At 60.7% G+C, this 26,361-nt stretch carries 17 protein-coding genes and 3 pseudogenes; 5 read left to right on the plus strand and 15 right to left on the minus strand.

What is annotated here, in order from left to right; genetic code table 11:
• Positions 1 to 17: 17 nt before the first annotated feature.
• The 8 genes and pseudogenes from P5703_RS15340 to P5703_RS15375 form a co-directional block, all read right to left on the minus strand.
• Positions 18 to 2,483: a heavy metal translocating P-type ATPase gene (locus tag P5703_RS15340; RefSeq protein WP_084342274.1), complete on the minus strand. Its 2,466-nt coding sequence runs from the start codon at positions 2,481 to 2,483 to the stop codon at positions 18 to 20.
• The gene (locus P5703_RS15345) at positions 2,480 to 3,970 is read right to left on the minus strand and encodes an ArnT family glycosyltransferase (RefSeq protein WP_285587887.1); all 1,491 of its coding nucleotides are present in this window, start codon (positions 3,968 to 3,970) and stop codon (positions 2,480 to 2,482) included. The genes P5703_RS15340 and P5703_RS15345 overlap by 4 nt, the downstream gene beginning before the upstream one ends.
• Positions 3,967 to 4,956: a glycosyltransferase family 2 protein gene (locus P5703_RS15350; protein WP_043942131.1), complete on the minus strand. Its 990-nt coding sequence runs from the start codon at positions 4,954 to 4,956 to the stop codon at positions 3,967 to 3,969. The genes P5703_RS15345 and P5703_RS15350 overlap by 4 nt, the downstream gene beginning before the upstream one ends.
• The gene (locus tag P5703_RS15355) at positions 4,953 to 5,384 is read right to left on the minus strand and encodes a GtrA family protein (protein ID WP_080558857.1); all 432 of its coding nucleotides are present in this window, start codon (positions 5,382 to 5,384) and stop codon (positions 4,953 to 4,955) included. Before P5703_RS15355 ends, P5703_RS15350 begins: the two co-directional genes overlap by 4 nt.
• The gene (locus P5703_RS15360; protein WP_279641655.1) at positions 5,381 to 8,605 is read right to left on the minus strand and encodes an efflux RND transporter permease subunit; all 3,225 of its coding nucleotides are present in this window, start codon (positions 8,603 to 8,605) and stop codon (positions 5,381 to 5,383) included. Before P5703_RS15360 ends, P5703_RS15355 begins: the two co-directional genes overlap by 4 nt.
• Before the next feature lie 10 nt (positions 8,606 to 8,615).
• Positions 8,616 to 9,824 carry an efflux RND transporter periplasmic adaptor subunit gene (locus P5703_RS15365; RefSeq protein ID WP_279641654.1) on the minus strand — a complete coding sequence of 403 codons (1,209 nt, stop codon included), beginning with the start codon at positions 9,822 to 9,824 and terminating at the stop codon, positions 8,616 to 8,618.
• A gap of 10 nt (positions 9,825 to 9,834) precedes the next feature.
• Positions 9,835 to 11,073: a TolC family protein gene (locus P5703_RS15370; RefSeq protein WP_014596076.1), complete on the minus strand. Its 1,239-nt coding sequence runs from the start codon at positions 11,071 to 11,073 to the stop codon at positions 9,835 to 9,837.
• Positions 11,074 to 11,570: 497 nt separating this feature from the next.
• A pseudogene (locus P5703_RS15375) lies at positions 11,571 to 11,816 on the minus strand (DUF3363 domain-containing protein); the annotation flags it as partial.
• On the opposite strand from P5703_RS15375, the pseudogene P5703_RS15380 reads away from it, so the two are divergent.
• Positions 11,812 to 13,071: pseudogene (locus P5703_RS15380) on the plus strand (Tn3 family transposase); the annotation flags it as partial. The pseudogenes P5703_RS15375 and P5703_RS15380 sit on opposite strands and share 5 nt — an antisense overlap.
• A gap of 92 nt (positions 13,072 to 13,163) precedes the next feature.
• Here the strand turns inward: P5703_RS15380 and P5703_RS15385 are convergent.
• Both P5703_RS15385 and P5703_RS15390 read right to left on the minus strand, forming a co-directional pair.
• Positions 13,164 to 14,849: a DEAD/DEAH box helicase family protein gene (locus P5703_RS15385; protein WP_279641653.1), complete on the minus strand. Its 1,686-nt coding sequence runs from the start codon at positions 14,847 to 14,849 to the stop codon at positions 13,164 to 13,166.
• A 12-nt stretch (positions 14,850 to 14,861) separates the two neighbouring features.
• The gene (locus P5703_RS15390) at positions 14,862 to 15,770 is read right to left on the minus strand and encodes a WYL domain-containing transcriptional regulator (RefSeq protein WP_014596073.1); all 909 of its coding nucleotides are present in this window, start codon (positions 15,768 to 15,770) and stop codon (positions 14,862 to 14,864) included.
• 278 nt (positions 15,771 to 16,048) lie between these two features.
• Between P5703_RS15390 and P5703_RS15395 the strand changes: the two genes are divergently transcribed.
• Positions 16,049 to 16,939, plus strand: coding sequence for a LysR family transcriptional regulator (locus tag P5703_RS15395; protein WP_279641652.1), 891 nt, complete (start codon positions 16,049 to 16,051; stop codon positions 16,937 to 16,939).
• Between the two features lie 37 nt (positions 16,940 to 16,976).
• Here P5703_RS15395 and P5703_RS15400 read toward each other — a convergent pair whose 3' ends face one another.
• On the minus strand, positions 16,977 to 17,297 hold the full coding sequence (locus P5703_RS15400; RefSeq protein ID WP_012206013.1) for a helix-turn-helix domain-containing protein: 321 nt from the start codon (positions 17,295 to 17,297) through the stop codon (positions 16,977 to 16,979).
• Positions 17,298 to 17,403: 106 nt separating this feature from the next.
• Between P5703_RS15400 and P5703_RS15405 the strand changes: the two genes are divergently transcribed.
• Positions 17,404 to 18,045 carry a substrate-binding domain-containing protein gene (locus P5703_RS15405; RefSeq protein WP_034079873.1) on the plus strand — a complete coding sequence of 214 codons (642 nt, stop codon included), beginning with the start codon at positions 17,404 to 17,406 and terminating at the stop codon, positions 18,043 to 18,045.
• A 403-nt stretch (positions 18,046 to 18,448) separates the two neighbouring features.
• Positions 18,449 to 20,302 carry a tyrosine-type recombinase/integrase gene (locus tag P5703_RS15410; protein ID WP_285587911.1) on the plus strand — a complete coding sequence of 618 codons (1,854 nt, stop codon included), beginning with the start codon at positions 18,449 to 18,451 and terminating at the stop codon, positions 20,300 to 20,302.
• Between the two features lie 47 nt (positions 20,303 to 20,349).
• On the opposite strand, the gene P5703_RS15415 is transcribed toward P5703_RS15410, so the two are convergent.
• Positions 20,350 to 20,976 (minus strand): LysR substrate-binding domain-containing protein, encoded by a 627-nt coding sequence (locus P5703_RS15415; RefSeq protein ID WP_041771671.1) that lies wholly within the window; start codon positions 20,974 to 20,976, stop codon positions 20,350 to 20,352.
• Positions 20,977 to 21,082: 106 nt separating this feature from the next.
• Between P5703_RS15415 and P5703_RS15420 the strand changes: the two genes are divergently transcribed.
• Positions 21,083 to 21,382 carry a helix-turn-helix domain-containing protein gene (locus tag P5703_RS15420; protein ID WP_003282197.1) on the plus strand — a complete coding sequence of 100 codons (300 nt, stop codon included), beginning with the start codon at positions 21,083 to 21,085 and terminating at the stop codon, positions 21,380 to 21,382.
• Positions 21,383 to 21,465: 83 nt separating this feature from the next.
• On the opposite strand, the pseudogene P5703_RS15425 reads toward P5703_RS15420, so the two are convergent.
• The 3 genes and pseudogenes from P5703_RS15425 to P5703_RS15435 form a co-directional block, all read right to left on the minus strand.
• Positions 21,466 to 24,431, minus strand: a pseudogene (locus P5703_RS15425) (Tn3 family transposase).
• Positions 24,432 to 24,593: 162 nt separating this feature from the next.
• Positions 24,594 to 25,880, minus strand: a complete 1,287-nt coding sequence (locus tag P5703_RS15430) for an arsenic transporter (protein ID WP_285587926.1) — start codon at positions 25,878 to 25,880, stop codon at positions 24,594 to 24,596.
• Position 25,881: 1 nt separating this feature from the next.
• Entirely contained in the window at positions 25,882 to 26,355 is a 474-nt protein-coding gene (locus P5703_RS15435) for a CBS domain-containing protein (RefSeq protein WP_285587929.1), read from the minus strand.
• Positions 26,356 to 26,361: the final 6 nt, after the last annotated feature.

Below are 26,361 nucleotides of genomic sequence, written 5' to 3' on the forward strand. Positions count from 1 at the left end.
AATCAACACCTCCTTTCTTAACCTTCAGGTTTATATTCACGCTCTTTATAGGCGAGCAACCGAAGTGCGTTGAACACTACTACCAAAGTTGAACCTTCATGGGCTGCGACGGCGGGACCAATTCCCAGACCGAGAATCGTTGCCGGGACCAGAATCGCCACAACGCCAAGACTGATGAAGAGGTTCTGGCGGATGATCTTCCGGGTGCGTCGACTGAGTTCGACCGCAAACGGCAGGTGCGAAAGATCGTCCGCCATCAAGGCAACGTCGGCAGTCTCCAACGCCACGTCCGAGCCGGCCGCCCCCATGGCGATGCCGACTGTCGCATGGGCCATGGCGGGCGCATCATTCACACCATCTCCTACCATCGCGACCTCAGTGGTGTCGCGCAGCTTTTTGATGGCCTCTACCTTGTCCTCCGGCATCAGATCACCCCATGCCTCGTCCAAGCCAACGTGCTTGGCGACGGCATCGGCGACGCGTTGGTTGTCGCCAGAAATCATGATCATGCGATTGATACCGATGGCACGCAGGCGTTCGAGCGCCGGCCGCGCCGTTGCGCGTGGCGTATCCATCAAACCGATGACCCCGAGATCACGACCTGCGCGGCGTACCGCCATGGTGGTGCGCCCCTCGATGCGGAGCCGTTCGACCGCCTCGGCGACCGGCTCCGTCAAGGCGGGTATCCTGTCGCTGCCGAACATTTCCGCCTTGCCGATTTCCACGGCATGTCCCTCGATCTCGGCGATCACCCCTTTGCCGGTGAGGCTACGAAGCCCGGATGCAACGGGAAGCGTCGTGCTGCCAAGGCGCTCCACGCCATCCTGTGCGATGGCCCGCGCCAAGGGATGATCGCTCAGCGCTTCGACGGCAACTGCCGTGGCCAGTAGCTCGGTCTCGTTGACGCCCGGTGCTGGCAGGACATCGGTGATACGTGGCCGTCCTTCGGTCAAGGTGCCGGTCTTGTCGAAGGCCAGGGCATCAAGCGAACCGAGCTTCTCAAGCGAGGCTCCACCTTTTATCAGTACACCGCCACGAGCAGCGCGCGCGACGCCAGACAAGATGGCGCTCGGCGTTGCTATGGCGAGCGCACACGGGCTGGCCGCTACCAGTACGGCCATGGCGCGGTAGAAACTGTCCCGGAACGGCTCGTCTACTACAACCCAGGCGAACAAGAGCAGGAAGGATGTAGCCAGTACGGCCGGCACGAAGACGCGTTCGAAGCGGTCAGTGAGTCGCTGCGTGGGAGATTGCCGCGTCTCGGCTTCGCTGACCATTTTGACCACGCGGGCCAGCGCGCTTTCCGAGGCAAGTTTGGTCACGGCGATGTCTATCGCGCCGGCACCGTTAATGGTGCCGGCAAACACGCGATGCGCCGCGTCCAAAAGATCAGGCCGGATATTGGCCTGCGCCGGGTCGGGAACTGGGCGCTTATCGACAGGCACGCTTTCTCCAGTGACCGGGGCCTGGTTGATGCTGGTTTCGCCGGACACCACGAAACCATCAGCTGGCAAACGTTCGTTGGGCCGCACGAGCACCACGTCGCCGAGAACCAGTTCCTGCACGCCTAATTCCTTGACCTCACCGTCACGGCGAACGCGGGCGGTCTCCGGCGCAAGTTCGGCCAGGGCTTCGATCGCCCGCTTGGCCCGCCCCATGGCGTAGTGCTCCAGCGAATGGCCCAGGCTGAACAGGAACAACAGCAGGGCGCCTTCGGCCCAAGCACCGAGCGCTGCCGCACCAGCGGCGGCGACCAGCATCAGCGTGTCGATCTCGAAGCGTTTGAGCTTCAGGTTCTGAACCGCTTCTCTGACGGTATAGAAACCACCAAAGAAGTAGGCACCGAGATAGTTGGCGACGGCGAACCAATCTGTGACGGGCGCCCACTTGTCCAACGCGAAGCCGGTGGCAAGAAGTCCTCCGCACAGCAGGGAGAATATCAGTTCACTGTTTTCGCCAAAGATACCGGCGTGACGGTGAGCATCCCCGTCACCCTCCGGGTGTTGATCGCTGCCCCTTTCATGCGGAAGGGCTTTGGGCTTTCGGTTGACACCAACTTCCGCGAGCGCGTCACGAATGTCATTCTCTGAGATTCTTTCCCTATCTAATTCCACTCGCACCACACCCCCAATACTGACTTCTGCTTCCAATACGCCTGGCATGGAGAGAAGTCGTTTGGTCAAGGTGCGCGCAAGCCGCTGGTGTGTGACACCCTCGACCTGCCAGATCAGATGGCCGTATTGCTGGGTAATGCGTGCACCGGCAGCTTCAACGAGTTCGCGGATACGCGCGAGCGATAGCTCGTCGGAGGCATAATGAATGCATACCTCATGCGTCTGATTGTTGGTGCCGCTGCGGATATGAACGTTTTCCACCCCCTGTTGTGCTCGCAACTCAACGAGAAGACGCTGTACACAGGCGTCAGCATCGTGCGCAATATCTGGCAGCAGAATGGGAAGATCGATCTGTAGTTTTTTTGTCATGGCTTCTCTCCCAATCGCATTTTTCCACTGCCTCCGGGAATTCTGACAAGGACATATTTCTTGCTCTCTATGTTCGCCCTCTGGCTGGAAGACGGTAGTCGGTGCTGTATTTGATCGAATTGTCTTTTGGTAACTGCCATATAGACATCGCCGTTCATGTGCCTCAGTCGAGCACTCACTTGCTCGATGGACACCAGCTCTGCCATCCCCCTTGAGTAGTAGCGTGCGGAAAACGGCCTGCTATCGATGTACCAAAAATTGGCATTCGCGCCGGACGCATCCTGCACGTATCGCACTAATTCTCTTTCGGTATTGATCAGATTCGGCTGCAGCAAGGCTGTCAGCGACGCAACCAGCGTCACGGTTGGCACCAGCGAAGCGAGTGTTGCAGTCACATATCGAGGGGGCACTGAAAACGACTTCAGTTGTCCCTCTTGCCAGGCAGACAACGCCCTCCCCATCAGAATCGAAAACGCTGGGATAGCGGGCAATACATAGGTCCATAGCAGATTGCTGGCAAAAGTGAAAAGTAATAATGCGAAAACCGACCATCCCAGCAGGTACGCGGTGAAAGGGTCAGCCAGGGCCCTTCTCAATAACTGACGACCGCCACGGCTGCCTGCTACGAACAACAGAGCTGCGAACGCTAGGATCCCCCATGGAAAGGTCGCCACGAGCCAAAAAGCCCAGATGCTGCCATAGGGCCGTATATGTGCCGTCCCGTAGAGGTCACCCTGCCAACCTGGATCGAGGTAACGCAGAACATGCTCGCCGAGCAGGAAATAGTTAAGGAAGCCCGGTGTTTTTAGCTCAGCCAGCACATACCACGGGAGGACCAGCGCTATAACAAGCGCTATTCCACAGAGCCAGGACTTTCCAGAAATACGAGACCACTGACATTGGCGGCAGATGAGCCAGCCTGTGGCGATCGATCCCACCACAAGCACACCAGCCAATGGCCCTTTGGCGAGAAGACCGATTGCCAAGCCTACGAATCCCAAAGCTCGCCAATACCATTGACCCAACACAAATCCAGCCATGCAGAGTGTGGTACCCAGTGCCAAGAAGGGATCTGTCAGAACTGCAATACCGGCTATGTAGGGCAACGCACAGGATGCGTAAACGATAACCGCCCAAAACGCTGCTCGTAGGCCCGCATACCTGCGAGCCACTGTGTGGATGACTGCAAGGATGGCGAGAAATGCTAGCAATGAGGGAAAGCGTACGGCCCATTCATCCAGACCAAACAATCGAATTGATAGCGCCTGTACCCAGAAAGAGAGAGGCGGCTTTCCCCAGAAAGGCACGCCAGGCTCGAACCAAGGTGTTATCCAGTCGCCACTTTCCGCCATCATTCTGGCAATTTCGGCGTACCGAGGTTCAGATGTTCCCGAAAACGGGATCAACACCATACCGAAAAGTTGTAGCGCAAGTATAAGAAAGAACAACCATATAAAACGGCGTTCGTACCATGGATGGCTCATCATTCCTCTCTCCTCGACAGAGCTGCATCATCATGTGGTAATTCACAGACCTCCTCGACCAAGTAAATCGGACGCTGCTTTGATTCCAGATAAATACGCCCTACATACTCACCAACCAAGCCGATCGAAAGCAGCTGGATACCACCGATAAAAGTCATCACCGCCATAAGCGAGGGATATCCGGAAACGTCCGACCCGATGATCAGTGTTTTGGCGACGATCAACGCACCGTACATGGCGCTTCCCAATGCGGTCAGCAAGCCCAGAAAGGTCACGCAGCGAAGTGGAGACACTGAAAAGGAAGTGAGCCCCTCCATTGCCAGACGCATCAGTCCAACGAAATTCCATTTACTGTCTCCGGCAGCGCGGGGTTCTCGGTCGAACGATATGATCTTCGTTGGCAAACCGATCCAGGCGAATAGTCCTTTCATGTAGCGGTTTCTTTCGCGCAGGCGCCCCAGGGCGTCAATGGCGCGACGACTCATCAGCCTGAAATCGCCAACATCCTCGGGAATGGTCACATCGCTCAATCGACATAGCAGTCGATAGAACATGTAGGCACAGAAGCGTTTCAGGGCACCTTCCCCATTCCTGGAACGACGCCGCATCAGGACGATATCCATCCCGCTGCGCCAAGCCTCAACCATGAGCGGAATGAGTTCAGGTGGATCCTGAAGGTCGGCGTCCATGATGATCACGGCGTGCCCTAGCGCATGGTCCAGGCCGGCTGTTGTCGCGGCCTCCTTGCCAAAATTCCGACTGAGCTTTACCAAACGAACCCACGGATAGGTGTAGGCCAACCCGGCAAGGTACCTATGGCTGTCGTCAGTACTGCCATCATCGACAAAGACGATCTCGTACTGGAAATCCAGTGAGTCGAGGGCCTTATGCAGTCGCTCGTACAAGCGGGGAAGAACGGGCTTCTCATTGAAGACCGGAATGACAACGGATAGGACGGGGCCGTTCGATGGAAGACGAGAAAGGTTCACGAGAAAACCCTCCTCTGAACCTGAAAGTTCATCAGGCAAACCAGCGAGGTCGTCATCAGCTGAGCGTAGGCGATGTTTACTCCGGCCCATTGATACAAAATCCCGAGCAGTATCAGGTTAGCGACCCAAGAACCGACCACGGATGCCAAATAGAGGAGCACGACACGTTCATGCGACTTGACGCAACGAAACACATAGCCTTTCTGCAGCCAGTAGTTCGTTAACGCTCCGGCCGCAGCGCCCACGGAACTTGCCCATAAGGCGGGGATATCCCAGGCCATCAGGCCCGACATCGCGCTCCAATGCACGGCTGTGGAAATTCCGCCCGCCACCAGAAAATGAGGAAATCTGGACCAGAGTCGTTGCCAGCCTTCTCGACATCTTGATGTTTGAGCGGGATAAGAAACCGGATGTAGTTTGCTCGTCATGCTCTGCCGCTCCCCGTTTCTTCCGGCTTCACCGCACGAGCAGCGAAGGTGGGCAGCACCATCAAGGTCAACACGGTGGCGGTGATCAATCCCCCGATAACGACGGTGGCGAGCGGCTTCTGTACTTCGGCCCCGGACCCTGTCGCTATCGCCATGGGGATGAAGCCGACGATGGCCACCAGTGCCGTCGTCAGCACGGCGCGAAGGCGGCTCGACGCGCCAGCGGCAGCGGCCTCCAGAGGCAGGTCACCAGCCGTCAGACGCTCACGAATCGCCTGCATCAGCACCAAGCCATTGAGCGTGGCCACACCCGACACCGCGATGAAGCCCACGGCTGCCGATACGGAGAACGGCATACCACGCAGCAGCAGTGCCAATGCGCCACCCACCAAAGCCAAGGGCACGCAGACAAAGACAAGCGCGGCTTCACGGATGGTGCCCAACGCCATGTACAGCAGACATCCGATCAGCAGAAACACGACCGGAACCACCATCATCAAGCGCGCCTCGGCACGCTGCAGATTCTCGAACTGGCCGCCCCAGGTCAGATAGACACCTGCGGGAAGCGGCACATCTGCCACGGCGGTCTGAGCCTCCTGCACGAACCCACCCAGATCCCGACCGCGTACATTGGACTGCACCACGATGCGGCGACTGCCATTGTTGCGACTGATCTGGTTGGGCCCTTCGCGTACGTCGATACGCGCCACCGACGACAAAGGCACCACGGTGCCATCAGCTGCAACGATGGGCAGGGCCGCCAGTTGCGCAGGATCATTTCGGGCGACTTCTTCCAGCCGAATCACGACGTCGAAGCGGCGGTCGCCCTCGAAGATCTTGCCAGCGGATGTTCCACCGATACCGGTGGCCACGGCCTCACTGACATCGGCGGCGCTCAATCCATACTGGGCTGCGGCCGCGTGATCGATCTGGACCGTGAGCGTAGGCAGTCCAGAGACCTGCTCCACACGCACGTCCGCAGCCCCCGGGATGCCGCGTAGCTTGAGCGCGATCTGATCCGCCGTTCTCTGCAGGATGTCGAAGTCGTCACCAAAAACCATGACAGCCAGGTCGGTCCTCACGCCTGAAATCAGTTCGTTGAAACGCAGTTCGATGGGTTGACTGAATTCGAATGCGTTACCGATCTGATCACTCACCAGCGATTCGAAGCGCTGGATCAGTGCTTCCTTGTCCAGTGATCCATCCGGCCACTCGGCGCGGGGATGGAGCACGATGACACTGTCCGAAATGTTGGTGGGCATCGGGTCGATGGCCGCTTCGGCGGTGCCCGTGCGCGAGAAGATGGTTTTGACTTCCGGCTCATTCGCCAAAGCCCTCTCCAAGGCAAGCTGCATCGACAGCGATTGCTCCAGGGAAGTCGAAGGCACCCGCAGCGCCTGCATGGCCAGGTTGCCTTCATCGAGCGTCGGCATGAACTCTCGTCCCAATGAAACGAAAGCCGTCAATCCGATCGCCAGCATGAGAACAGCACCGGCGAATACCGCTCGCGGCCGCATCACCACTCGGCGAATGACCGGTTCAACCTTGGCACGCACGAAGCGGATAAGACGGGTTTCGTGCTCGCCATCATCCGAACGGCCATGCTCGTCACCCTGCATTTTGGGCTCACGCACGAACAGGGCGGCCATTGCCGGTACGAAGGTGAACGAAAAAATGAATGCGCCGACCAGCGCCAGCATGAGCGTTGCCGCCATGGGCTGGAAGGTCTTACCTTCCACGCCCTCCAGGGTGAGGATGGGGGCAAATACCAGCAGGATGATGACCTGACCGAATGCGGCTGGGCGAACCATCTTGCGCGCAGCCTGAGCGGCCACGTTCAACCGCTCGACCGGCGACAGGACGCGACCCAGTTCGGCACGTCTCTGACCGAGCATGAGCAAGGTTGCTTCGATCACGATCACGGCACCATCGACAAGAATGCCGAAATCGAGTGCGCCAAGACTCATCAGGTTGCCGCTGATCCCGAAGCGGTTCATGCCGATGACCGCGAACAGAAAGGACAATGGGATGATCAGTGCGGTGATGGCGGCCGCACGTAGGTTGCCCAGCAGCAAGAACAGCACGGCGATGACCAGCAATGCGCCTTCGGTCAAATTCTTCGCCACCGTCTTGATCGTTGCATTGACCAGTTCGCTGCGGTTCAGTACAGGCTCGGCGACAATGTCTGGCGGCAGCGAGCGGTTGACTTCGACAAGGCGCTCCGCTGCTGCCTGTGCGACCGTGCGGCTGTTGCCGCCGGCGATCATCAAGGCTGTGCCGAGTACCGCTTCGTGACCATTGCGCGTCGCCGCGCCCAAGCGCGGTGCGCGGCCCAAACCTACGCTCGCCACATCGGCGACGCGGATGACGAGGCCGTCGCGCCGGGTGATCGGCGCCTGCGCCAGATCGTCAACGGTTAGCGCGAGCGCATCGGCACGGACGATCAAACCTTCACCCGCACGCTGAATGAAACCTGCGCCTGCCTGAATGTTGGAGCGTTCAAGTGCTAGCACGAGATCGCCAAGCCCAAGCCCATAGGCCGCCAGTTGCTCGGCGTTGGGCCTGACCGCGTACTCCTTGACGTAACCTCCGATCGTATCGACGCCGGCAAGCCCTGGTGCTGAGCGCATCAGCGGCGCGATGATCCAGTCCTGGACCGTTCTGAGGTAGGTGGCGCGCTCTTCGGCCGTCGTGAGCCGCTCGCCTTCCGGCGTCAGATAGATTTCGTTCGCCTGCCAGCCTGGCTCGCCGGGGGAAGCGGTTTTATCCGGGTCGAATGGGGTGAAATCCACCGTCCACATCAGGACTTCGCCGAGTCCCGTAGTGACAGGTGACATCATCGGTGTCACCCCTTCCGGCAGATCTTCCTCTACCTCACGCATGCGCTCGCCCACTTGCTGACGCGCGAAGTAAATGTCGGTCTGGTCAGTGAAGATGGCGGTGACCTGTGAAAACCCATTGCGCGATATGGAGCGCGTGCTGGTCAACCCCGGTATCCCGGCGAGTGCGGTTTCGAGCGGATAGGTCACTTGGCGCTCGATTTGCGCGGGCGCCAGCGCAGGTGCGACGGTATTGATCTGCACCTGACGATTGGTAATGTCCGGAACGGCATCGATGGGAAGCCTGCTGAGCTGAAACAACCCGTAGGCCATGACGAGCGTCGCGGCGAACACCACAGCCCAGCGAAACTGAACTGATTTCTCAATAATCATTTTGAACATGGGCTTCGCCTCAGTGACCGTGCTCGGCCTCGCCCTTGGCGAGTTCGGCTTTCAACAGAAAGGCATTGGTGCCAGCAATGCGTTCATTACCGGACAGGCCATTGAGGATTTCAATGAACCCACCCGCACGCCGACCGACAAGCACCGGCGTAGCGCGAAAGCCGCTGTCCTCAACCACGAATACGACGGATTGCCCTTCCACCGTTTGCACGGCATCGGCAGGTACGGTGAGTCCGGCTTCCTGTGTGTCCGTCACGACAATGGCCGTTATCGGTGAACCGGCTGGCGGCAGATCGCCGGCAGTTGATCGCGCTCGGATAACCGTTGCACCACTTTGTTCGCGGGCATTGGCGGCAACGCCGACCACGACAGCGTCAAAGTTGCGGGATGTTCCCGTCACTTGGATGCGGGTTTCCGTGGTGACTGCAGATGCCAGCGCCGGAGGCGCGTTGAACACCAGTTCCACCCGGGCCGGGTCTGCGATTTCCGCCACAGCGCCGCCGGCCGCCACAACCCCACCGGGGGTGATATTCACGGCGCTGACGATGCCGGCAATCGGGCTGTTGATGGTGAGCCGCCCCGAGGTATCAGGTGATCCACTGGCGGCGACTTGCGCCTGCGCTGCCCTCGCCGCTGCGTCGGCGGCAAGAGACCGTGCCCGGGATGCCTCCATCTCCTGGCGGGCGACGATGCCTTGCGCAACGAGATTCAGGTCCCGTTGATAGACAAGTCGCGCTGCCTCCGCCTCTGCCACCGCGGCATCGGCGTTGGCACGCAATGTGGCGGCTTCGCCGCTGACGATGATCGCCAGCGATTGGCCAACCTCTACTGAGGCACCGGTAGCAACGAGAATCTGTTCAACCCGGCCGCTGGTGACCGCGGCGACAATGGCCTTGGCGTCAACCGCCGGTTCAACGCGGCCTGACAGTCGATATTCATTCCCTCCGCCACGGCTGACGTTGACGATACCGATGCCCGACGCCTTGATCTGCTGTTCCGTCAGTGCGACAACACCTTCTTCTGTCGACTCTCCCTCGTGTTCGTCGTGGTCATCGTGTCCTCCATCTTCTTCATGACCCTCGTCATGAGAGGCATGATCACCATCCTCGGCCTGCGCTTCATGCTCCGCATGCGGCACGAATTGGGCGACGCCGAAGCCAAGCCCTAGGGCGATCAGTAAAGCTGCTCCAATGAGGAGCCGGTTTTTTGTTGAGTTCATGAATGCTTCCTCAGAATGGAGCGCGGCCATCAAGGCCTGCGAGTTCAACTTCCGCGCGGACGCGCGCTAACCGCGCATTGACGGCCGTATTGCGTGCACTGATCAGAGCCGATCGGATACTGCGCAGCTCCAGTTGCGAGATACGCCCGGCGTCGAACCCCGCACGCGCGAGTTGGTAGGCTTCCTCCGCCGAAGCAACGCCTTTGTCGGCAGCACGTATGCGGGTAATGGACGCATCAAGACGGGCTTGGGCAGCACTGCGATTCGCCTGGGTTTGCAGCTTTGCTGTGGTCAACCTGGCTGCTGCGGCATGTTCCTCTGCACGGGCAGCACTGATCGCGCCCTTGTTTCTGTCGAACAAGGGGAGAGATACATTGATGCCGAAGGTGAATGCCTCCGTGTCGTATTCCTGGAACCTCCGCACACCAAGCGACGCGCTTACCGCAGGACGCGCACGCAACCGCTCGACACTCACCGATTTATTCGCGGCCTCCAGTTCTGCCTCGGCAATCTGAACGGTGAGAGGATTGCCCATGGCCTGAAAGGAGGCATCAGGGGAGCGGTTCAATAGACTGGGTTCGATGGCGGTCACTGGCTGGACCAGCATCGCGGCAGCAGTCAGTCTGGCAAATGCGGCATCGCGGTTCGCCCGCGCTTCGTCCACTGCAGCACGGGCAGATTCAACTTCACTGTTCGCCTGGATGCCGCGCAGTGAGGGTTCCCGACCTTCTTCGATCAGCAGCATGACTGCGTTCGCGTCCGCTTCCGTCAGTTCCAGCGCCTCGACAGCCAGTTCATATTGCAGGGAAGCCGCTTCCGCTTCGGAATAGATCAGCGCAAGACTGCCAGCGACCGTCCACCGTGTTTGATCACGCCGCAGCGCCGCGACCTTAGCTTCCGCCTGTGCGGCACCGATACGTGCGCCTCGCTGGCCCCACAGCTCCAATGGCTGATTGATGGAGAATGTTGATTCCGCAGCGTCGTAGCCGGAAAAGCGACCGCGACCGTAAACGTTTTCGGTTTCCACGGAGACAGAGGGATTGGGCAAAGCCCGCGCCTGTTGCGCGCGCGCATTGGCAGCGTCGAGCAACGCCTCCGCTTCAACCGTGATGGGGATGCGATCGAGGCTCTCGATCAATGCTTCATAGGGCGGAGCCGGCTCGGCCCGAGAAGGTAATGCGAATAAGACCGCTGTAACAGCCACAGCAAAGCCAACCGCCCACTGCGGTCGACTGAACGACGTGAACATGAGGAAACTCCCAAAGCTGAATGAGTTGACGAAACGGCCGCACGAAGGGTGCAGCCGGGAGTCGTCAGGCTTTGGGTGGGCGCATCAACCCGTCAGGAGTGCGAGACGCAAGGGCATCACTGGCTGGCCACTGATGCGTCGAATTGAGGGACTCGGTTTTGGGGGCCGTGCCCGGGGGAATGTGAGCGTAGATATGGTGACAATGCCCATGGCTACAGGCGTCATGACCACTGTCTGAGTCGGAACCATTGCTCTGGCTATCCACACTCTCATCGTGAGAATCCGCCATGACATAGTGAGCATCTACGCTCTCGGATGCACACAGAAACATGTCAGCCACAGATATGGCAACGAACGTTGCAAGCAGCAACGCCACCACCATGAGCCTATGTCTGATAAAAGTATGCACAATTTCGTCATGTTACCAAGAACCGGGGAAAAGCGGCAACACATTTCAGCGCCCAGCATCGCCACCGTACCGAGGGGACCGACTCGCCTTATGAAACTGTGGGGCCACGTTGCCTCCCGATTTCCCAGGTCACATGTCCCGCACGGACAGTCGCTGCGAGGGTGCTACCTAGCCGTTGCTCAATCACCGCCTTCCAGGGCACCAGGCTGAAACCCTTGCCATCATCGAGCATCGCAAAACGCCCGCTGGCCAGCATCACGCTGCGACGGTAGACGCCGCTGACGCGCTCGCCGTCACTGACTGTATGGGGCTCCAGGCCGGTTTCAGCGGCGATGATCCTGCCGCACGTCAAGATCACCGAACTACTACTGGAGGTGGACGAATGGACGGGCTTCACCCGGCACTTCACGCACCTGAAATCGGGCGACCTGGCCAAGGACAAGAATCTGTTGCTGACCACGATCCTGGCCGACGCGATCAACCTGGGCCTGACCAAGATGGCGGAGTCCTGCCCCGGCACGACCTACGCCAAGCTGGCTTGGCTGCAAGCCTGGCACATCCGCGACGAAACCTACGGGGCAGCGCTGGCCGATCTGGTCAACGCGCAGTTCCGGCATCCCTTCGCCGAGCATTGGGGCGACGGCACCACATCATCGTCGGACGGCCAGAACTTCCGCACGGGCAGCAAGGCCGAGAGCACCGGCCACATCAACCCGAAATACGGGAGCAGCCCAGGGCGGACGTTCTACACCCACATTTCTGACCAGTACGCGCCATTTCACACCAAGGTCGTGAACGTCGGCGTGCGCGATTCGACCTACGTGCTCGACGGCCTGCTGTACCACGAGTCCGACTTGCGGATCGAGGAGCATTACACCGACACGGCGGGCTTCACCGATCACGTCTTCGCCCTGATGCACCTCCTGGGCTTCCGCTTCGCGCCGCGCATCCGCGACCTGGGCGACACCAAGCTCTACATCCCGAAGGGCGACGCCGCCTATGACGCGCTGAAACCCATGATCGGCGGCACGCTCAACATCAAGCACGTCCGCGCCCATTGGGACGAAATCCTGCGGCTGGCCACCTCGATCAAGCAGGGCACGGTGACGGCCTCCCTGATGCTCCGAAAGCTCGGCAGCTACCCACGCCAGAACGGCCTGGCCGTGGCGCTCCGCGAGCTGGGCCGCATCGAGCGCACGCTGTTCATCCTGGACTGGCTGCAAAGCGTGGAACTGCGCCGCCGCGTGCATGCCGGCCTGAACAAGGGCGAGGCGCGCAATGCGCTGGCCAGGGCAGTGTTTTTCAACCGCCTGGGTGAAATCCGCGACCGCAGTTTCGAGCAGCAGCGCTACCGGGCTAGCGGCCTCAATCTGGTAACGGCTGCCGTCGTGTTGTGGAACACGGTCTATCTGGAACGGGCTGCGCACGCGCTGCGTGGCAACGGCCATGCCGTTGATGACGCGCTGTTGCAGTACCTGTCGCCGCTCGGTTGGGAGCACATCAACCTCACCGGCGATTACCTCTGGCGCAGCAGCGCCAAGATCGGCGCGGGCAAGTTCAGGCCGCTACGACCGCTGCAACCGGCTTAGCGTGCTTTATTTTCCGTTTTCTGAGGCGACCCCATCTATCAACCATCTGAGGGTGGTATCAGATTGATGGGGTGAAGGTGCCCCATCAACCATTAAATCCGTATACCCCGATCCGCCTGACGGAAGCAACTTTCGCCGCCACGCACCTGGGTGCTGTACTTGGCGTCGTAGGCGGCCTGCTTGTGGGGCAGCACATAGCGCAGCGGCGCGTAGCTGGCGAGCGTGAGTCGGCGGATTTCCTGATTGATGTCGCGGATGGCACGGAATTCGCCCGCAAGGTCCACGTCGGCCTTGATGTTGATGGGCGGCAGTCGGTCGGGGAAGCGGCCGGTCTCGCTGGTGCCGTAGTACTTCTCCACATGCCGCCTGGAGCGGGCAATGGTGAGATGATCCAACAGGGTGAAGTAGTCAAACCCCAGCATTTCCACCAACTGGCTGGGGGTCTTTTCAGCTTCGTCCAACGCCAGCCAGCGATTGAATTGCGCCTGCGCCTTGCGGGTCGTGGCCTCGATACTGGCGATGCCATGCTCCAGCAGAGCGGCGTCATCGCCTTCGGTGACAAAGGCAATCTGGTTGCGCAGGTCGGCCAGACGGTTGTTGACCGGCGTGGCCGAGAGCATGAGCACGCGGGTCTTGACGCCTTCGCGGATGATGCGTCGCATCAGGCGGTCGTAGCGCGATTCCTTGCCCTTGTGTGTGGCCTTGTTGCGGAAGTTGTGCGACTCGTCGATCACTACCAGGTCGTAGTTGCCCCAGTTCACATGTGACAGGTCGATGTCACCAGACACCCCGCCATCGCGCGACAGGTCGGTGTGGTTGAGCACGTCGTAGTTGAACCGATCAGCCGCAAGGATGTTGCGCTTGTTGTTGGCCTTGTAGAGCGTCCAGTTGTCGCGCAGGCGCTTGGGCGCCAGCACCAGCACGCGGTCGTTGCGCAGTTCGTGATACTTGATGATGGCCAGGGCTCCGAAGGTTTTGCCCAGACCCACGCTGTCGGCGATGATGCAGCCGCCAAAGCGGTTCAGCTTGTCGATGGCACCCACCACACCGTCGCGCTGGAACTTGAAGAGCTTTTTCCACACCACGGTATTGCGGATGCCGGTGGCGGACTTGACGATGCGCTCCTCGTCCATCTCGTCACCGCTGTCCTGAAACAGGCGGTGCAGCATCAAGGTGTAGATGGTGAAGGGATCGCGGTGCTCACCCAGCGCCTGCAGTGCTTCAAGGATGGACTCGCTCTCGTTGCGCTGGCCTTTGGAGTCGGTGGCATCAGCACCATGCAAGCCTGCCCACTGGTGATCAAACCATTGGGCGAGCTGCGCGGCTTCGTCGACCGTTTCTGATGCCTGAATCAGGTTCAGAGGGTTGCCCGGCGTCAGGCCAAGGCCAGACGTGTTGAAGGCAAAAGAACCCAGAATCACTTGCGCAGGAGCCCCGTCCGGCCCGCGCATAACGGCAGCTCCCTGTGGCACCCCTTTTGATGCCCGCCGAAGCGCCACTTTCTCTGTGATCCATTTCGCGCATTGATTGGCCAACCAGCGTGCCTGCAGACGATTGCGTGCAGCGCGGTCGCTCTCCGTACCCAAGAGTTCAAGTGCCTCGTTGTCAGGAGGCACGATCAATTGAACTCGATCCAGAGCAGACAACGCCTCCCGGATTTCTGCAAAGGCGTAGAGAGAGAACGAAGGCGTTACACAGTCGAGTCGGTTGCCGTGCTTGAGGTGGGGCTGCATCAAGTCGATGACGCGCTGTGTTCCGGTGTTTTGGATCAGCTTCATGGTCGTTTCCGTTCAGTCAGCAATCGACGTTTCTGCACTCGGCGATGCATACCCCGGCGCCAGCACTGCATTGCGCACGCCGTAGATGGCGAGGTGGTCCTTCAACCAAAGCCGGTACTCAGGGCCGCGCAGGCTATGGTCGGGGGAGCAGTCCACACTCCATTTGCGCAGGATGTATCCGGCGGTGGCGGCACGCAGTTTCATGTGCAACACGCCGCCTCGCATGCCGTAGTCCATTTCAGTGATTTCTGGCCGGGGCTGATCCGGGTGAGGAACCAGCTCAAGTTCGACGATCCGTGTCCATTGAATGTCCTGATCGCTCATCTCGTGGGGCGCCACGAGCTGCCCCTTGCGCACCACGGGACGCTTGATCCGGGTGATGACGAAATCCCGGAATTCCTGCGATTTGCGGTCGAAGGCGCGGACGTGCCAACGCAGGCCGTTGTCGATCAGCGCGAACGGGACGATCTCCCGCACGGTGCGGCCACTGGAGATGGAGTGGTACTCGATCCCCATCGGGCATTCGTAGTGGATGGCACGAGTCACGCTCGCCAGGATGTCCAGGTCAGGGTGGGTGAGCCGGGACGGGCTCTCGCTGGCCACCCAGGCTTTGATGCGCATCGGTTCACCGTCGCCAAAACCCTGCGTCAGCCACGACAACACCCGCTCGGGCGGGAAATCGAAGATCGGCTGGAAGCTCGGGCCGAGGACGTAGAACTTGCCTTTGCCGTCGTAGTCGATGTTGCCGGGGGCGATTTCCTTGTACAGCGCCAGGTCCCTGGACGCAGCAGCGGACTGGATACCAAACCGCGCGACCAAGTCCTGGCGGCGCATCTCCCCAATGAAGCGCACGCGCAACTCCACGAACGCGAGCCGGTCACGCTGTGGCTGGGTTAGATCGGCAAGCTGTTCGTGGGGCATCTTGGTTGGCTCGTTCGGGTTAGCGAATGCTTATGCAGATTTCTGCAGAAAGTATATGAGCTGCTTGAAAAGACGTCTATAAATCCAAGCTGGTTTGCTAGTGCGCCGCATTATGATAACCATTTTTTGAGGCGCAAATGAGTGATCTGACGTGGACGAGTAGGCAATCAGCCCAGCGGAGCGCACCAGGAACGGCGTGGAATGGGGTGCATCCAGCAGGCCATCGCGGACGAAAACTGGTGCGAATAGATCCTTGATATGGAACAGGAGCATGGCCCATGGAACTGCGACACCTTCGCTGCTTTGTGGCTCTCGCAGAGGAGCTGCACTTCACACGGGCCGCCGAGCGCCTTCATATCGAACAGCCACCCTTGTCCCGCGCCATCAAGGAGCTTGAGGGCGATCTGGGCGTGGTGCTCTTCGTGCGCAACCGCCGAGGTACGGTGCTTACCGAGGCGGGCGCAACTTTCCTGCAAGACGTGCGCAGGGTGTTCGCCGCGCTGAAGCAGGCTCAGGAGAACGCTCAGGCGGTCGCGGCGGGCCTGAGCGGAAGCCTTCGCATTGCAGTGTCCGACGGCGCAATCGATCCCCGGCTGTCGGCCCTCCTGGCCCGCTGCCGCGAGGAGGAGCCGGAGATCGAGATTCGCCTGTCCGAAGTGCCGCTGGCCGAGCAGTTGCGCGGGTTGCGCTCGGGCGACTTCTCGATCGGGTTTGCGCACACGGCGGAGGTCGGCGATGACATCCTGACCGAGCCACTCTGGCACGACTCGCTGGTGGTCGCGGTGCCCGCCCGGCACCCCTTGCTTTCACACAAGGCCGTTCCGCTGCATCAGCTTGCGAGCTACCCACTGGTCTTATGCGACCCACAGGTATACGAAGGCTACTACCGTGAACTGGCGCGGCTCCTGCGACCGCTGGAGCGTGATCCCGACATCGCCGAGCACGTGTCCTCGCTGGACATGATGCTCACCCTGGTCGGTGCAGGCTACGGCGTTGACTTCATCAGGGCAACCAGGATCGCGGCGAGCCTGCGCCCCGATGTGGTGATCCGCCCCCTGGCCATGGATTCCGCAGTCATCACAACCTACTTGCTGCGGCCCGTCAGCGAGGATTTGCCGGTGTCGGCGGAGCGGTTCATTGCGCGCCTGCGCGAGCACTCGGGCGATTGATGCGGCGGCAAGGGCCGTAACTGAAGTTCGCGGCCGCTTATGGCGAGCCTTGCAGCTCACTGCCAGAGTTGAGGTTTTTTTCAGTCGCCGCCATCAACTCGCTGGCGCTGATCCCGAGCGCGGTAGCAATTTTCAGTATCAGGGGAAGCGTAGGCACATGCTCCCCGCGCTCGATCTTGCCCATGTGCGAACGCGATATTCCAGCCTGAAATGCAAAGTCGTCTTGAGCGACGCCTTGCGCGACGCGAGCGGCACGCACGGCCCGCCCGAAAGCTAATGCTGGTTCGGATTCATAGGTGGGTGTGCCAGGTGGACGACCTGGCTGAATAGTAAGCTTCTGCATCGACAGAAGCGTCAAACAAACCTCTTAAATTAACCACGTTAAACATATAGACGTTAAAGTTCTCTCTTTACTATGATGCTGGTTTTCCCTTGACCCGCTTCGTCGCTTCTGTGGGTTCTCCATGGACAACCTCACCAGCCAACCCGCCCACCTCAGGCTTGCGATAGCGCCAGGCGTATCGTCATCGCAGCTTTCGGTGCTACTCGCGCTGCAACGTGCCGAAGAACCCGAGGTCAGCATCGCGTTCTTTGAGGTTGCTGGTGACGAGTTGCTTGATGGACTCCGTGAAGGCCGCTATGACGTAGGGCTGTCGCTTCAAGGGTCGAGCGATCCGGCCATCCAAACCCAGCCCTTGTGGATTGAGCACATGGCCGTTGCGATGCCGCTGCGGTTTCCCTTGCTGGATCAGGCATCGCTCACCATCGCCGATCTACAGGACTACCCGATCTTTCGCTGGCGGGCTGAGACGTGTTCACTGCTGGATCATCGGCTGCTCTCGCACCTGCCTGCTGACCAGCAAAATCTTCAGTACGTGACTTCCTTCGAGCTGATGGCGCTATGGGTTTCTGCCGGCTACGGTGTCGGGCTATCCGCGCAATCGCGCATCAAGCACGCCCATGGATGGGGAATCAGCATGCGAGCGCTGGACGACGGCCCCTACGAGATCGTGACGCACCTGCATAGACCCCAGGGACAAGCGAACTCTGTTTCCGAGCGATTCGAGCGAAGGGCACTGCAGATCGCAAAATCGGTCACTTCCTGATCGCAGTGGCTGTCGGTAGCCGCCAGCAGACGGCGGTGGATGTACGCCTTTCATCAAGAGGGCCGAGGTGGTAAGCTTAGAGGCCATTTCTGGCTTGGGTAACCAGAAAAAATCTTTATTAATCAATTGGTTGGTTGCCGTGGGTGATTCCCTTCGCCCGCTCCACTGCATCATTCTGCGGACTTCCGCAGAGGTCCAAGAGAGTCTGCAAGTCGTTGCCACACAAGGACTTTTCCTCTCTTTGACGTTCTGCCGCGGTCCACTGCGATCCATCTACAGCCGGGACTTTTAAGTCCACAAACAAGTCCATTTTTGCGGGCGCGGCTGATTCCGGATTGTTGATGGAGGGGCGAGGTCGACGTGACCAGCATCTGGTTCCTGACTCATGTTCAGGAGCAAGAGCATGGCACTCTCAGACCTGGCCGTTCGACAGGCCAAGGCAACTGGCAAGGCATACACCCTCCCTGACTTGGATGGCCTCTCCCTGGCCGTCACGGCTGCAGGGGGCAGGACTTGGCACTTCCGCTACTACTGGGCGGGCAAGCAGAAGCGGATGTCGCTCGGCACCTATCCGGAGGTGACGCTTCGCGAGGCCCGCAGCCTGCGCGACGAAGCGCGCGCCCTGCTGGCCAAAGGCACCAATCCTCGCGTTCACCGCAAGCAGAAGCGCACCGCTGTCCGGCTCGCCGACGAAAACACCTTCGAGGCGGTGTATCGCAAGTGGCTCAAGCATCGCGGGCTCAGCCTCAAGGAAGGCCGGCAGACGACCCTCTCGATACTTCCGCGCATCTTCGACAAGGATGTGCTGCCCGCCTTGGGCAAGCGGTCGATCTATGAGATCAAGCGTCCCGACCTCTTGGAGGTGATCGCCAAGATCGAGAAGCGCAGGGCGCTCTCCGTCGCCGAGAAAGTCAGGACGTGGTTCAACCAACTGTTCCGCTACGCGCTGGTGATCGTGCCGGGCCTGGAGCAGAACCCTGCCTCCGATCTCGATGTGGTGGCGCTGCCGCTGCCACCCGTCAACCACAACCCGTTCCTGCGCATGGCCGAGCTGCCGAAGCTGTTGCAGCGGCTGCGCAGCTATCGCGGCAGGCGGCAGACCCAGCTCGGGCTGCGGCTATTGCTGCTGACCGGCGTGCGAACCGGAGAGCTGCGACAGGCGACGCCGGATCAATTCGATCTGGACCGTGGGTTGTGGATCATCCCGCCCGACGTCGTGAAGCAACTCCAGTTGGATATGCGCAAGAAGCGGCAGCAGGCGAAGGACATCCCGCCCTACATCGTGCCGCTGTCGATTCAGGCCATGGAGATCGTCCGGCACCTGCTGGATGAGTTCAAGCCGGCCCAGCGCCACCTGTTCCGGCACGACAGCGACTTGAAGAAGCGCATCAGCGAGAACACGCTCAATGGTGCCCTCAAGCGCATGGGCTATCAGGAACGCCTGACCGGACACGGTATCCGCGGCACGATGTCCACTGCGCTCAACGAGATCGGCTACCCGAAGGTCTGGGTGGATGCACAGCTCTCGCATGTCGATCCCAACAAGGTCAGCGCGACCTACAACCATGCCCAGTACGTGGAGCAGCGTCGCCGCATGATGCAGGACTGGGCCGATCGGCTCGACCTCTTCGAGCAGAACCAGGTCGAGGCGGCCAGCATGCCGCTCACCGTGCATCTGGAAGGCGTTCCCGCGTTCCCGAATGAGCAAACCGCAAGCGCACCCTCCACGCCGGTTGCCGCTTCGCCAATCCTGCTCGTGACGAAGCCCGGCGACGCCATGCCGTTGGTTTCTGCCGCCGCACATCGGCTGCCGGCGGTTCCGCCCCCTCGATCGGCCGCGCCGCTGGTGCCTTCGGACATTCAGCGCGAGAGGATGGAGCTGTTCGATGTCTTCGAGGCGCCGCACAACCTTCCCGTCGCTGCGTTTGCGAAGATGGCGGGCAAGTCCCGCAGGTGGATCAGCTACGAGATCAAGGCGGGCAACTTGCTGGCGTTGAACGTGGGCAACCGCGGCCAGCGGGTGCCGGACTGGCACCTCGACCCACTCAAGCACGAGCTGATCCAGTCCGTCCTCAAGCTGACCAGGGGTGCCGACCCTTGGCAGATCTACCATGCACTGCTGCAGCCGCGCTCGATGCTGCGGGGGCGTTCGGCACTGGAGGGCGTGACGGCCAGCAATCTCGACAAGCTCGTCATGGCAGTGAGCACAGCCGTGAAGGAAAGCGAATGGACCCCGCCGCGAGTCGGGGTCGCCTAGCAGCAGGAATGCGGGATCGTGGCGAAACCGCGATCCCGGCGTATCTGTCAGGACACCAAGCGCGCGCGGCGGGCGAATCTTGCCTGGGTGTCCGACAAGGAAGCATCGCGGCGGAGCAGGTAAGCCATCACGATCGTTGGTGCGCCGGCCAGCGGCCGCACGGCGATGCCTCGGCGTAGGTAGCTCGCCAGTCTCGCGGCAGGCGCAATGGCGATCCCGTACCCGGCGGCAACCAGCGTCATCGCCACATCGAATGTCTCCACCGTTTGCTCTCGCTCTTGCAGCGCGTTCTCGAACACGCGCTGCACGGTCATGCGCCATGGTTCATCGGCCGTGGACTGCGAGCAGATCAACGGCTGCTTGAGCACTTCCTGGCACGGTACTTCACGGTAGGCCAGCAGGTGGGAGCGCTTGGCCACGGCGACCGCCAGCGTGTCATGCCACAGCGGCTCGCATACCCAGCCAGGCCACTGCCGGGCAACCGCAGACAAGGCGAAGTCGAAGCCGTCGCCCGGCAGCTCCGCGCCTCGACCGGGATCTGTCCAGCCGGCCAGGACGGCATGAGTCTCCGGCTCTTCGGTACGCTGCAGGGCGAGCACGTCGGCGAGCTGGGGAGGCACCCATTCGCCGAGGACGGCCATGCGAATTTCGGCGGTGATGTCACTCGATTCCACGTCCAGCTCCCCCCAGGCGGTGAACTCGTGGCAACTGATCTCGAAGCCGTTGAATGAGTTAAGTTTAACGTGGTTTAAATCGTGACCGTGTTCGACGCTCTTGGCAATGCCAAAGCGTTCGATCCAAAGGGGCCGCCCCACCGGCACCACTACCTACGAAGCGGAACCAGCCATCGCGTTTGGGGCTGCCGTGCGGGAAGAGAGAACCAACCAGGGTATCGCTCAGGAAACGCTGGCTCACATGGCCGGCATCGAGCGGTCTCACATGGGCAAGATCGAGCGCGGCGAGCATGTCCCCACGCTCCCCCTCATCCTCAAGATCGCCCGTGCGCTGAAATGCAGTTCCGCCCACTTGATGACTCTGACCGAAGCCAAGCTGGCAGAGTCGGCCCCATCCGCGGATTGAAGCCGGCCTGCGCAGCGGCCGCACGGCTACCCCTGATCGTCGTTGTCCTTGGGGTCGTCTCAGAAAACGGAAAATAAAGCACGTTAAGCTGGTTGCAGCGGCCGTAGCGGCCTGAACTTGCCCGCGCCGATCTTGGCGTTGCTGCGCCAGAGGTAATCGCCAGTCAGGTTGATGTGCTCCCAACCCAGCGGCGACAGATACTGCAATAGAGAGTCATCAACGGACTTGCCGTGGCCACGCAGGGCATTCGCGGCCCGTTCCAGATAAACCGTGTTCCACAGCACGATGGCTGCCGTCACCAGGTTGAGGCCGCTGGCCCGGTAGCGCTGCTGCTCGAAGCTGCGGTCACGGATTTCGCCCAGGCGGTTGAAGAACACGGCGCGAGCCAGCGCGTTGCGCGCCTCGCCTTTGTTCAGCCCGGCATGCACGCGGCGACGCAGCTCGACGCTTTGCAGCCAGTCCAGGATGAACAGCGTGCGCTCGATGCGGCCCAGCTCACGCAGAGCCACGGCCAGGCCGTTCTGGCGCGGGTAGCTGCCGAGTTTCCGCAGCATCAATGAGGCGGTCACCGTGCCCTGCTTGATCGAGGTGGCCAGCCGCAAAATTTCGTCCCAATGGGCGCGGACGTGCTTGATGTTGAGCGGGCCGCCGATCATGGGCTTCAGCGCGTCATAGGCGGCATCGCCCTTCGGGATGTAGAGCTTGGTGTCGCCCAGGTCGCGGATGCGCGGGGCGAAGCGGAAGCCCAAAAGGTGCATCAGGGCGAAGACGTGATCGGTGAAGCCCGCTGTGTCGGTGTAGTGCTCCTCGATGCGCAGGTCGGATTCGTGGTACAGCGCCCGTCGAGCACGTAGGTTGAATCGCGCACGCCGACGTTCACGACCTTGGTGTGGAATGGCGCGTACTGGTCAGAAATGTGGGTGTAGAACGTCCGCCCTGGGCTGCTGCCGTATTTCGGGTTGATGTGGCCGGTGCTTTCGGCCTTGCTGCCGGTGCGGAAGTTCTGGCCGTCCGAGGATGATGTGGTGCCGTCGCCCCAGTGCTCGGCGAAGGGATGCCGGAACTGCGCGTTGACCAGCTCGGCCAGCGCCGCCCCGTAGGTTTGGTCGCGGATGTGCCAGGCTTGCAGCCAGGCCAGCTTGGCGTAGGTTGTGCCGGGGCAGGACTCTGCCATCTTGGTCAGGCCCAGGTTGATCGCGTCGGCGAGGATCGTGGTCAGCAGCAGGTTCTTGTCCTTGGCCAGGTCGCCCGATTTCAGGTGCGCGAAGTGCCGGGTGAAGCCCGTCCATTCGTCCACCTCCAGCAGCAATTCGGTGATCTTGACGTGCGGCAGGACCATTGCGGTCTGGTCGATCAGGGCCTGCGCGGTATCGGGCACTGCCGCGTCGAGCGGCGTGATCTTCAGGCCCGACTCCGTGATGATGGCGTCCGGCAGCTCGTTGGCCAGCGCCATGCGGTTGACGGTGGCAAGCTGTGTTTCCAGCAGCGTCAGCCGGTCGTTCAGGTACTGGTCGCAGTCGGTGGTCACGGCCAGCGGCAATTCGCTGGCCTGCTTGAGGCTGGCGAATTTCGCGGGCGGCACCAGGTAGTCCTCGAAGTCCTTGAACTGGCGGGAGCCTTGCACCCAGATGTCGCCTGAGCGCAGCGCGTTCTTCATCTCCGACAACGCGCACAACTCGTAGTAACGCCGGTCGATGCCGGCGTCGGTCATCACCAGCTTCTGCCAGCGCGGCTTGATGAAGTCGGTCGGCGCGTCGGCAGGCACCTTGCGGGCGTTGTCGCTGTTCATGCCGCGCAGCACCTCAATGGCGTCGAGTACGTCCTTGGCGGCAGGCGCGGCCCGCAGCTTGAGTACGCCGAGAAATTCCGGCGCGTAGCGGCGCAGCGTGGCGTAGCTCTCGCCGATGCGGTGCAAGAAATCGAAGTCCTCGGGCTGCGCGAGCTTCTGCGCTTCGGTGACGCTCTCGGCGAAGGCATCCCAGGACATGACGGCCTCGATGGCGGCGAACGGATCGCGGCCTGCTTGCTTGGCCTCGATCAGCGCCTGACCGATGCGCCCGAACAGCCGCACCTTGGCGTTGATCGCCTTGCCGGACGCCTGGAACTGCTGCTGATGCTTGTTCTTGGCGGCGTTGAACAGCTTGCCCAGGATGCGGTCATGCAGGTCGATGATTTCGTCGGTGACGGTGGCCATGCCCTCGATGGCGAGCGCCACTAGGGTCGCGTAGCGGCGCTGCGCCTCGAACTTGGCCAGGTCCGCGGGCGTCATCTGACCGCCCTCGCGGGCGATCTTGAGCAGCCGATTCTGGTGAACCAAGCGCTCGATGCCCGAAGGCAGGTCGAGCGCCTGCCACGCCTTGAGGCGTTCGATGTGTTCGAGCATGTGCCGCGAATTCGGCTTGGCCGGTGACTGGCGCAGCCAAGCCAACCAGGTCGTCTTGCCGTTGTCCCGGCGTTTGAGCAGATCGTCGAGGCGGCGGCGATGCGCGTCCGATAGCGGTTCGGCCAGGGCATCGTAGATGCGCCGGTTGGCGCGGGTAATCGCTTCGGCGGTCGCTCGTTCGACGGCGTTGATGGCAGGCAGAATGACCGACTGCCGCCGCAGATGATCAACCAAGGCGCTGGCCAGCACGACGCCCTTGTCGGTTTGCATTGCCAGCTCGGTCAGCCACTGGACGGCCTGCCGGTAGTGGCTCATCGTGAAGGGCTGGAAGCCCAACACCGTTTGCAGCTCGACCAGGTGCTCGCGCCGTGTCTGTTCCCGCTGGCCGTACTCGTCCCAGCTTTCGATGCTGACCTTGAGCTGGTCGGCGACCAGCTTCAACAAGGGCGAAAACGGTGGCTCATCGACGCCAAGGATGACACCAGGAAAGCGCAGGTAGCAGAGCTGCACGGCGAAGCCCAGCCGGTTGGCCGGACCGCGCCTCTGCCGGATGATGGACAGGTCGGTGTCGCTGAACGTGTAGTGACGGATCAGTTCTTCCTTGGCGTCCGGCAATGCCAGCAGGTTGTCACGCTCGGCGGCGGACAGGATCGAACGGCGTGGCATGGATGCTCTTTTTCTTTCTATGGCCGAGTAAATCCAGTTCCGCTAAAAAAGGCGATATAGAGCGGTATCCCGATGACCGCACTCAAGAGAATAGCCATACGCCAAGCCGCTCACCCTTCTTCACTCCAATACTGTATGTCTGCAAACAGCGCTCCGCGCGCATCAAGTGAGACTCAGGCGCAGTGCCAGCGCTGCCAGGGTCGCCGCGAGTACGGGGACGGTTAGCACAATGCCCACCTTGAAGTAATACCCCCATGTGATTGTCATTCCTTTGCGCGCCAGCACATGCAGCCAAAGCAACGTCGCCAGCGAGCCGATCGGGGTGACCTTTGGCCCCAGGTCACTACCGATCACATTGGCGTAGATCATCGCGTCCTTCACCACGCCCGTTGCGCTTGTGGCATCAATGGACAGGGCGCCCACCAGTACCGTCGGCATGTTGTTCATGGCAGAGGACAGAAGCGCTGTGAGGAAGCCAGTGCCAAAGGCGGCGCCCCATACACCGCCTTGTGCGAAGTAATCCAGCAGCCTTGCGATATGTTCCGTCAGTCCTTGGTTACGCAGCCCATAAACCACGAGATACATTCCCAGCGAGAAAATGACAATTTGCCAAGGCGCTTCACGGATCACTTTGCGGGTGCTGATGACATGCCCGCGCGCAGCGACGACGAGCAACAGCAGGGCGCCTGCGGCAGCCACGGCGCTAACCGGCACGCCTAGCGGCTCAAGGCCGAAGAATCCGACCAGCAGCAGGGCCAGAACCACCCAGCCGAAACGAAACGTAGCCACATCGCGAATGGCCTCTTTCGGCTGTTTCAATTGATTCACGTCGTAGCGTGCGGGGATGCTGCGGCGGAAATAGATCGACAGCACGGCCAGAGAGGCAATGATGGCGACAATATTCACTGGAACCATCACCGCAGCGTAGTCATTGAACCCGATATTGAAAAAGTCGGCAGAGACGATGTTAACCAGGTTGGATACGACAAGCGGCAAGCTGGCGGCATCTGCGATGAACCCTGCCGCCATGACGAACGCGAGCGTTGCCGCCGGACTGAACCCCAGTGCCAACAACATGGCCATGACGATTGGCGTGAGAATCAGCGCTGCGCCATCGTTGGCAAAAAGCGCGGCGACGGCTGCACCAAGCAGGATGATCAGCGCAAACAGCAGACGTCCTTTCCCTCCGCCCCAGCGTGCGACGTGCAAGGCTGCCCATTTGAAAAACCCGGCCTCATCGAGTAACAGGCTAATGATGATGATGGCAATGAATGCGGCTGTGGCGTTCCAGACGATCTGCCAGACGACAGGAATGTCACCGAAGTGAACGACACCGGACAGTAACGCCACGACAGCGCCAAGCGTCGCACTCCAGCCAATGCCCAGCCCGCGCGGCTGCCAGATCACCAAGGCGATAGTGGCAAGAAAAATCAGAAGGGCGGCAATCACGTCAATTCTCTCTTTTCAGGGGGTTTTCGAGTTCTTTAAGAAGGCTCAAGAGGTCAATCCGGGAGATGACGCCGATCACTTTCCCATCCTCCACGACAGGAAGGGACGTTAAGTGATGATCCACCATCAGCCGGGCTGCAACGGAGGGATGCATGGCCGCCGCGACGCTATGCACTTCCGTGGTCATTACCTCTGCGGCAGTACGCCCCCCGGCCTTGTCGCGCTGCGTCCCTTTTGGGCCAAGAAAGGAAACCCAGAAGTTCTCCTTCCAGACCGATTCACGGGGTTCGAGCCGTTCGTCCGCGCCCCGGTGAATCAAGTCCTGCGCAGTCACAACGCCGATCAGCCGACCAGCACCGTCGACCACGGGAACGCCGTTGATGCGATGGGCAAGCAGCAGTCTCGCGATGTCCTCAACCGGTGTTTCAGGTTGAACGGTTACCGGATCGGGCGTCATGAAATTCTGGATCAACATGGTCGA

Source organism: Stutzerimonas sp. FeSN7 (assembly GCF_030263795.1).
Lineage (GTDB): Bacteria > Pseudomonadota > Gammaproteobacteria > Pseudomonadales > Pseudomonadaceae > Stutzerimonas > Stutzerimonas stutzeri.

Bases quoted from the DNA above. Each gene is read 5' to 3' on its own strand.
- P5703_RS15340 (WP_084342274.1), bottom strand. From the start codon at position 2,483: ATGACAAAAAAACTACAGATCGATCTTCCCATTCTGCTGCCAGATATT.
- P5703_RS15345 (WP_285587887.1), bottom strand. From the start codon at position 3,970: ATGATGAGCCATCCATGGTACGAACGCCGTTTTATATGGTTGTTCTTT.
- P5703_RS15355 (WP_080558857.1), bottom strand. From the start codon at position 5,384: ATGACGAGCAAACTACATCCGGTTTCTTATCCCGCTCAAACATCAAGA.
- P5703_RS15360 (WP_279641655.1), bottom strand. From the start codon at position 8,605: ATGTTCAAAATGATTATTGAGAAATCAGTTCAGTTTCGCTGGGCTGTG.
- P5703_RS15365 (WP_279641654.1), bottom strand. From the start codon at position 9,824: ATGAACTCAACAAAAAACCGGCTCCTCATTGGAGCAGCTTTACTGATC.
- P5703_RS15370 (WP_014596076.1), bottom strand. From the start codon at position 11,073: ATGTTCACGTCGTTCAGTCGACCGCAGTGGGCGGTTGGCTTTGCTGTG.
- P5703_RS15385 (WP_279641653.1), bottom strand. From the start codon at position 14,849: ATGAAGCTGATCCAAAACACCGGAACACAGCGCGTCATCGACTTGATG.
- P5703_RS15390 (WP_014596073.1), bottom strand. From the start codon at position 15,770: ATGCCCCACGAACAGCTTGCCGATCTAACCCAGCCACAGCGTGACCGG.
- P5703_RS15395 (WP_279641652.1), top strand. From the start codon at position 16,049: ATGGAACTGCGACACCTTCGCTGCTTTGTGGCTCTCGCAGAGGAGCTG.
- P5703_RS15405 (WP_034079873.1), top strand. From the start codon at position 17,404: ATGGACAACCTCACCAGCCAACCCGCCCACCTCAGGCTTGCGATAGCG.
- P5703_RS15410 (WP_285587911.1), top strand. From the start codon at position 18,449: ATGGCACTCTCAGACCTGGCCGTTCGACAGGCCAAGGCAACTGGCAAG.
- P5703_RS15420 (WP_003282197.1), top strand. From the start codon at position 21,083: ATGCCAAAGCGTTCGATCCAAAGGGGCCGCCCCACCGGCACCACTACC.
- P5703_RS15435 (WP_285587929.1), bottom strand. From the start codon at position 26,355: ATGTTGATCCAGAATTTCATGACGCCCGATCCGGTAACCGTTCAACCT.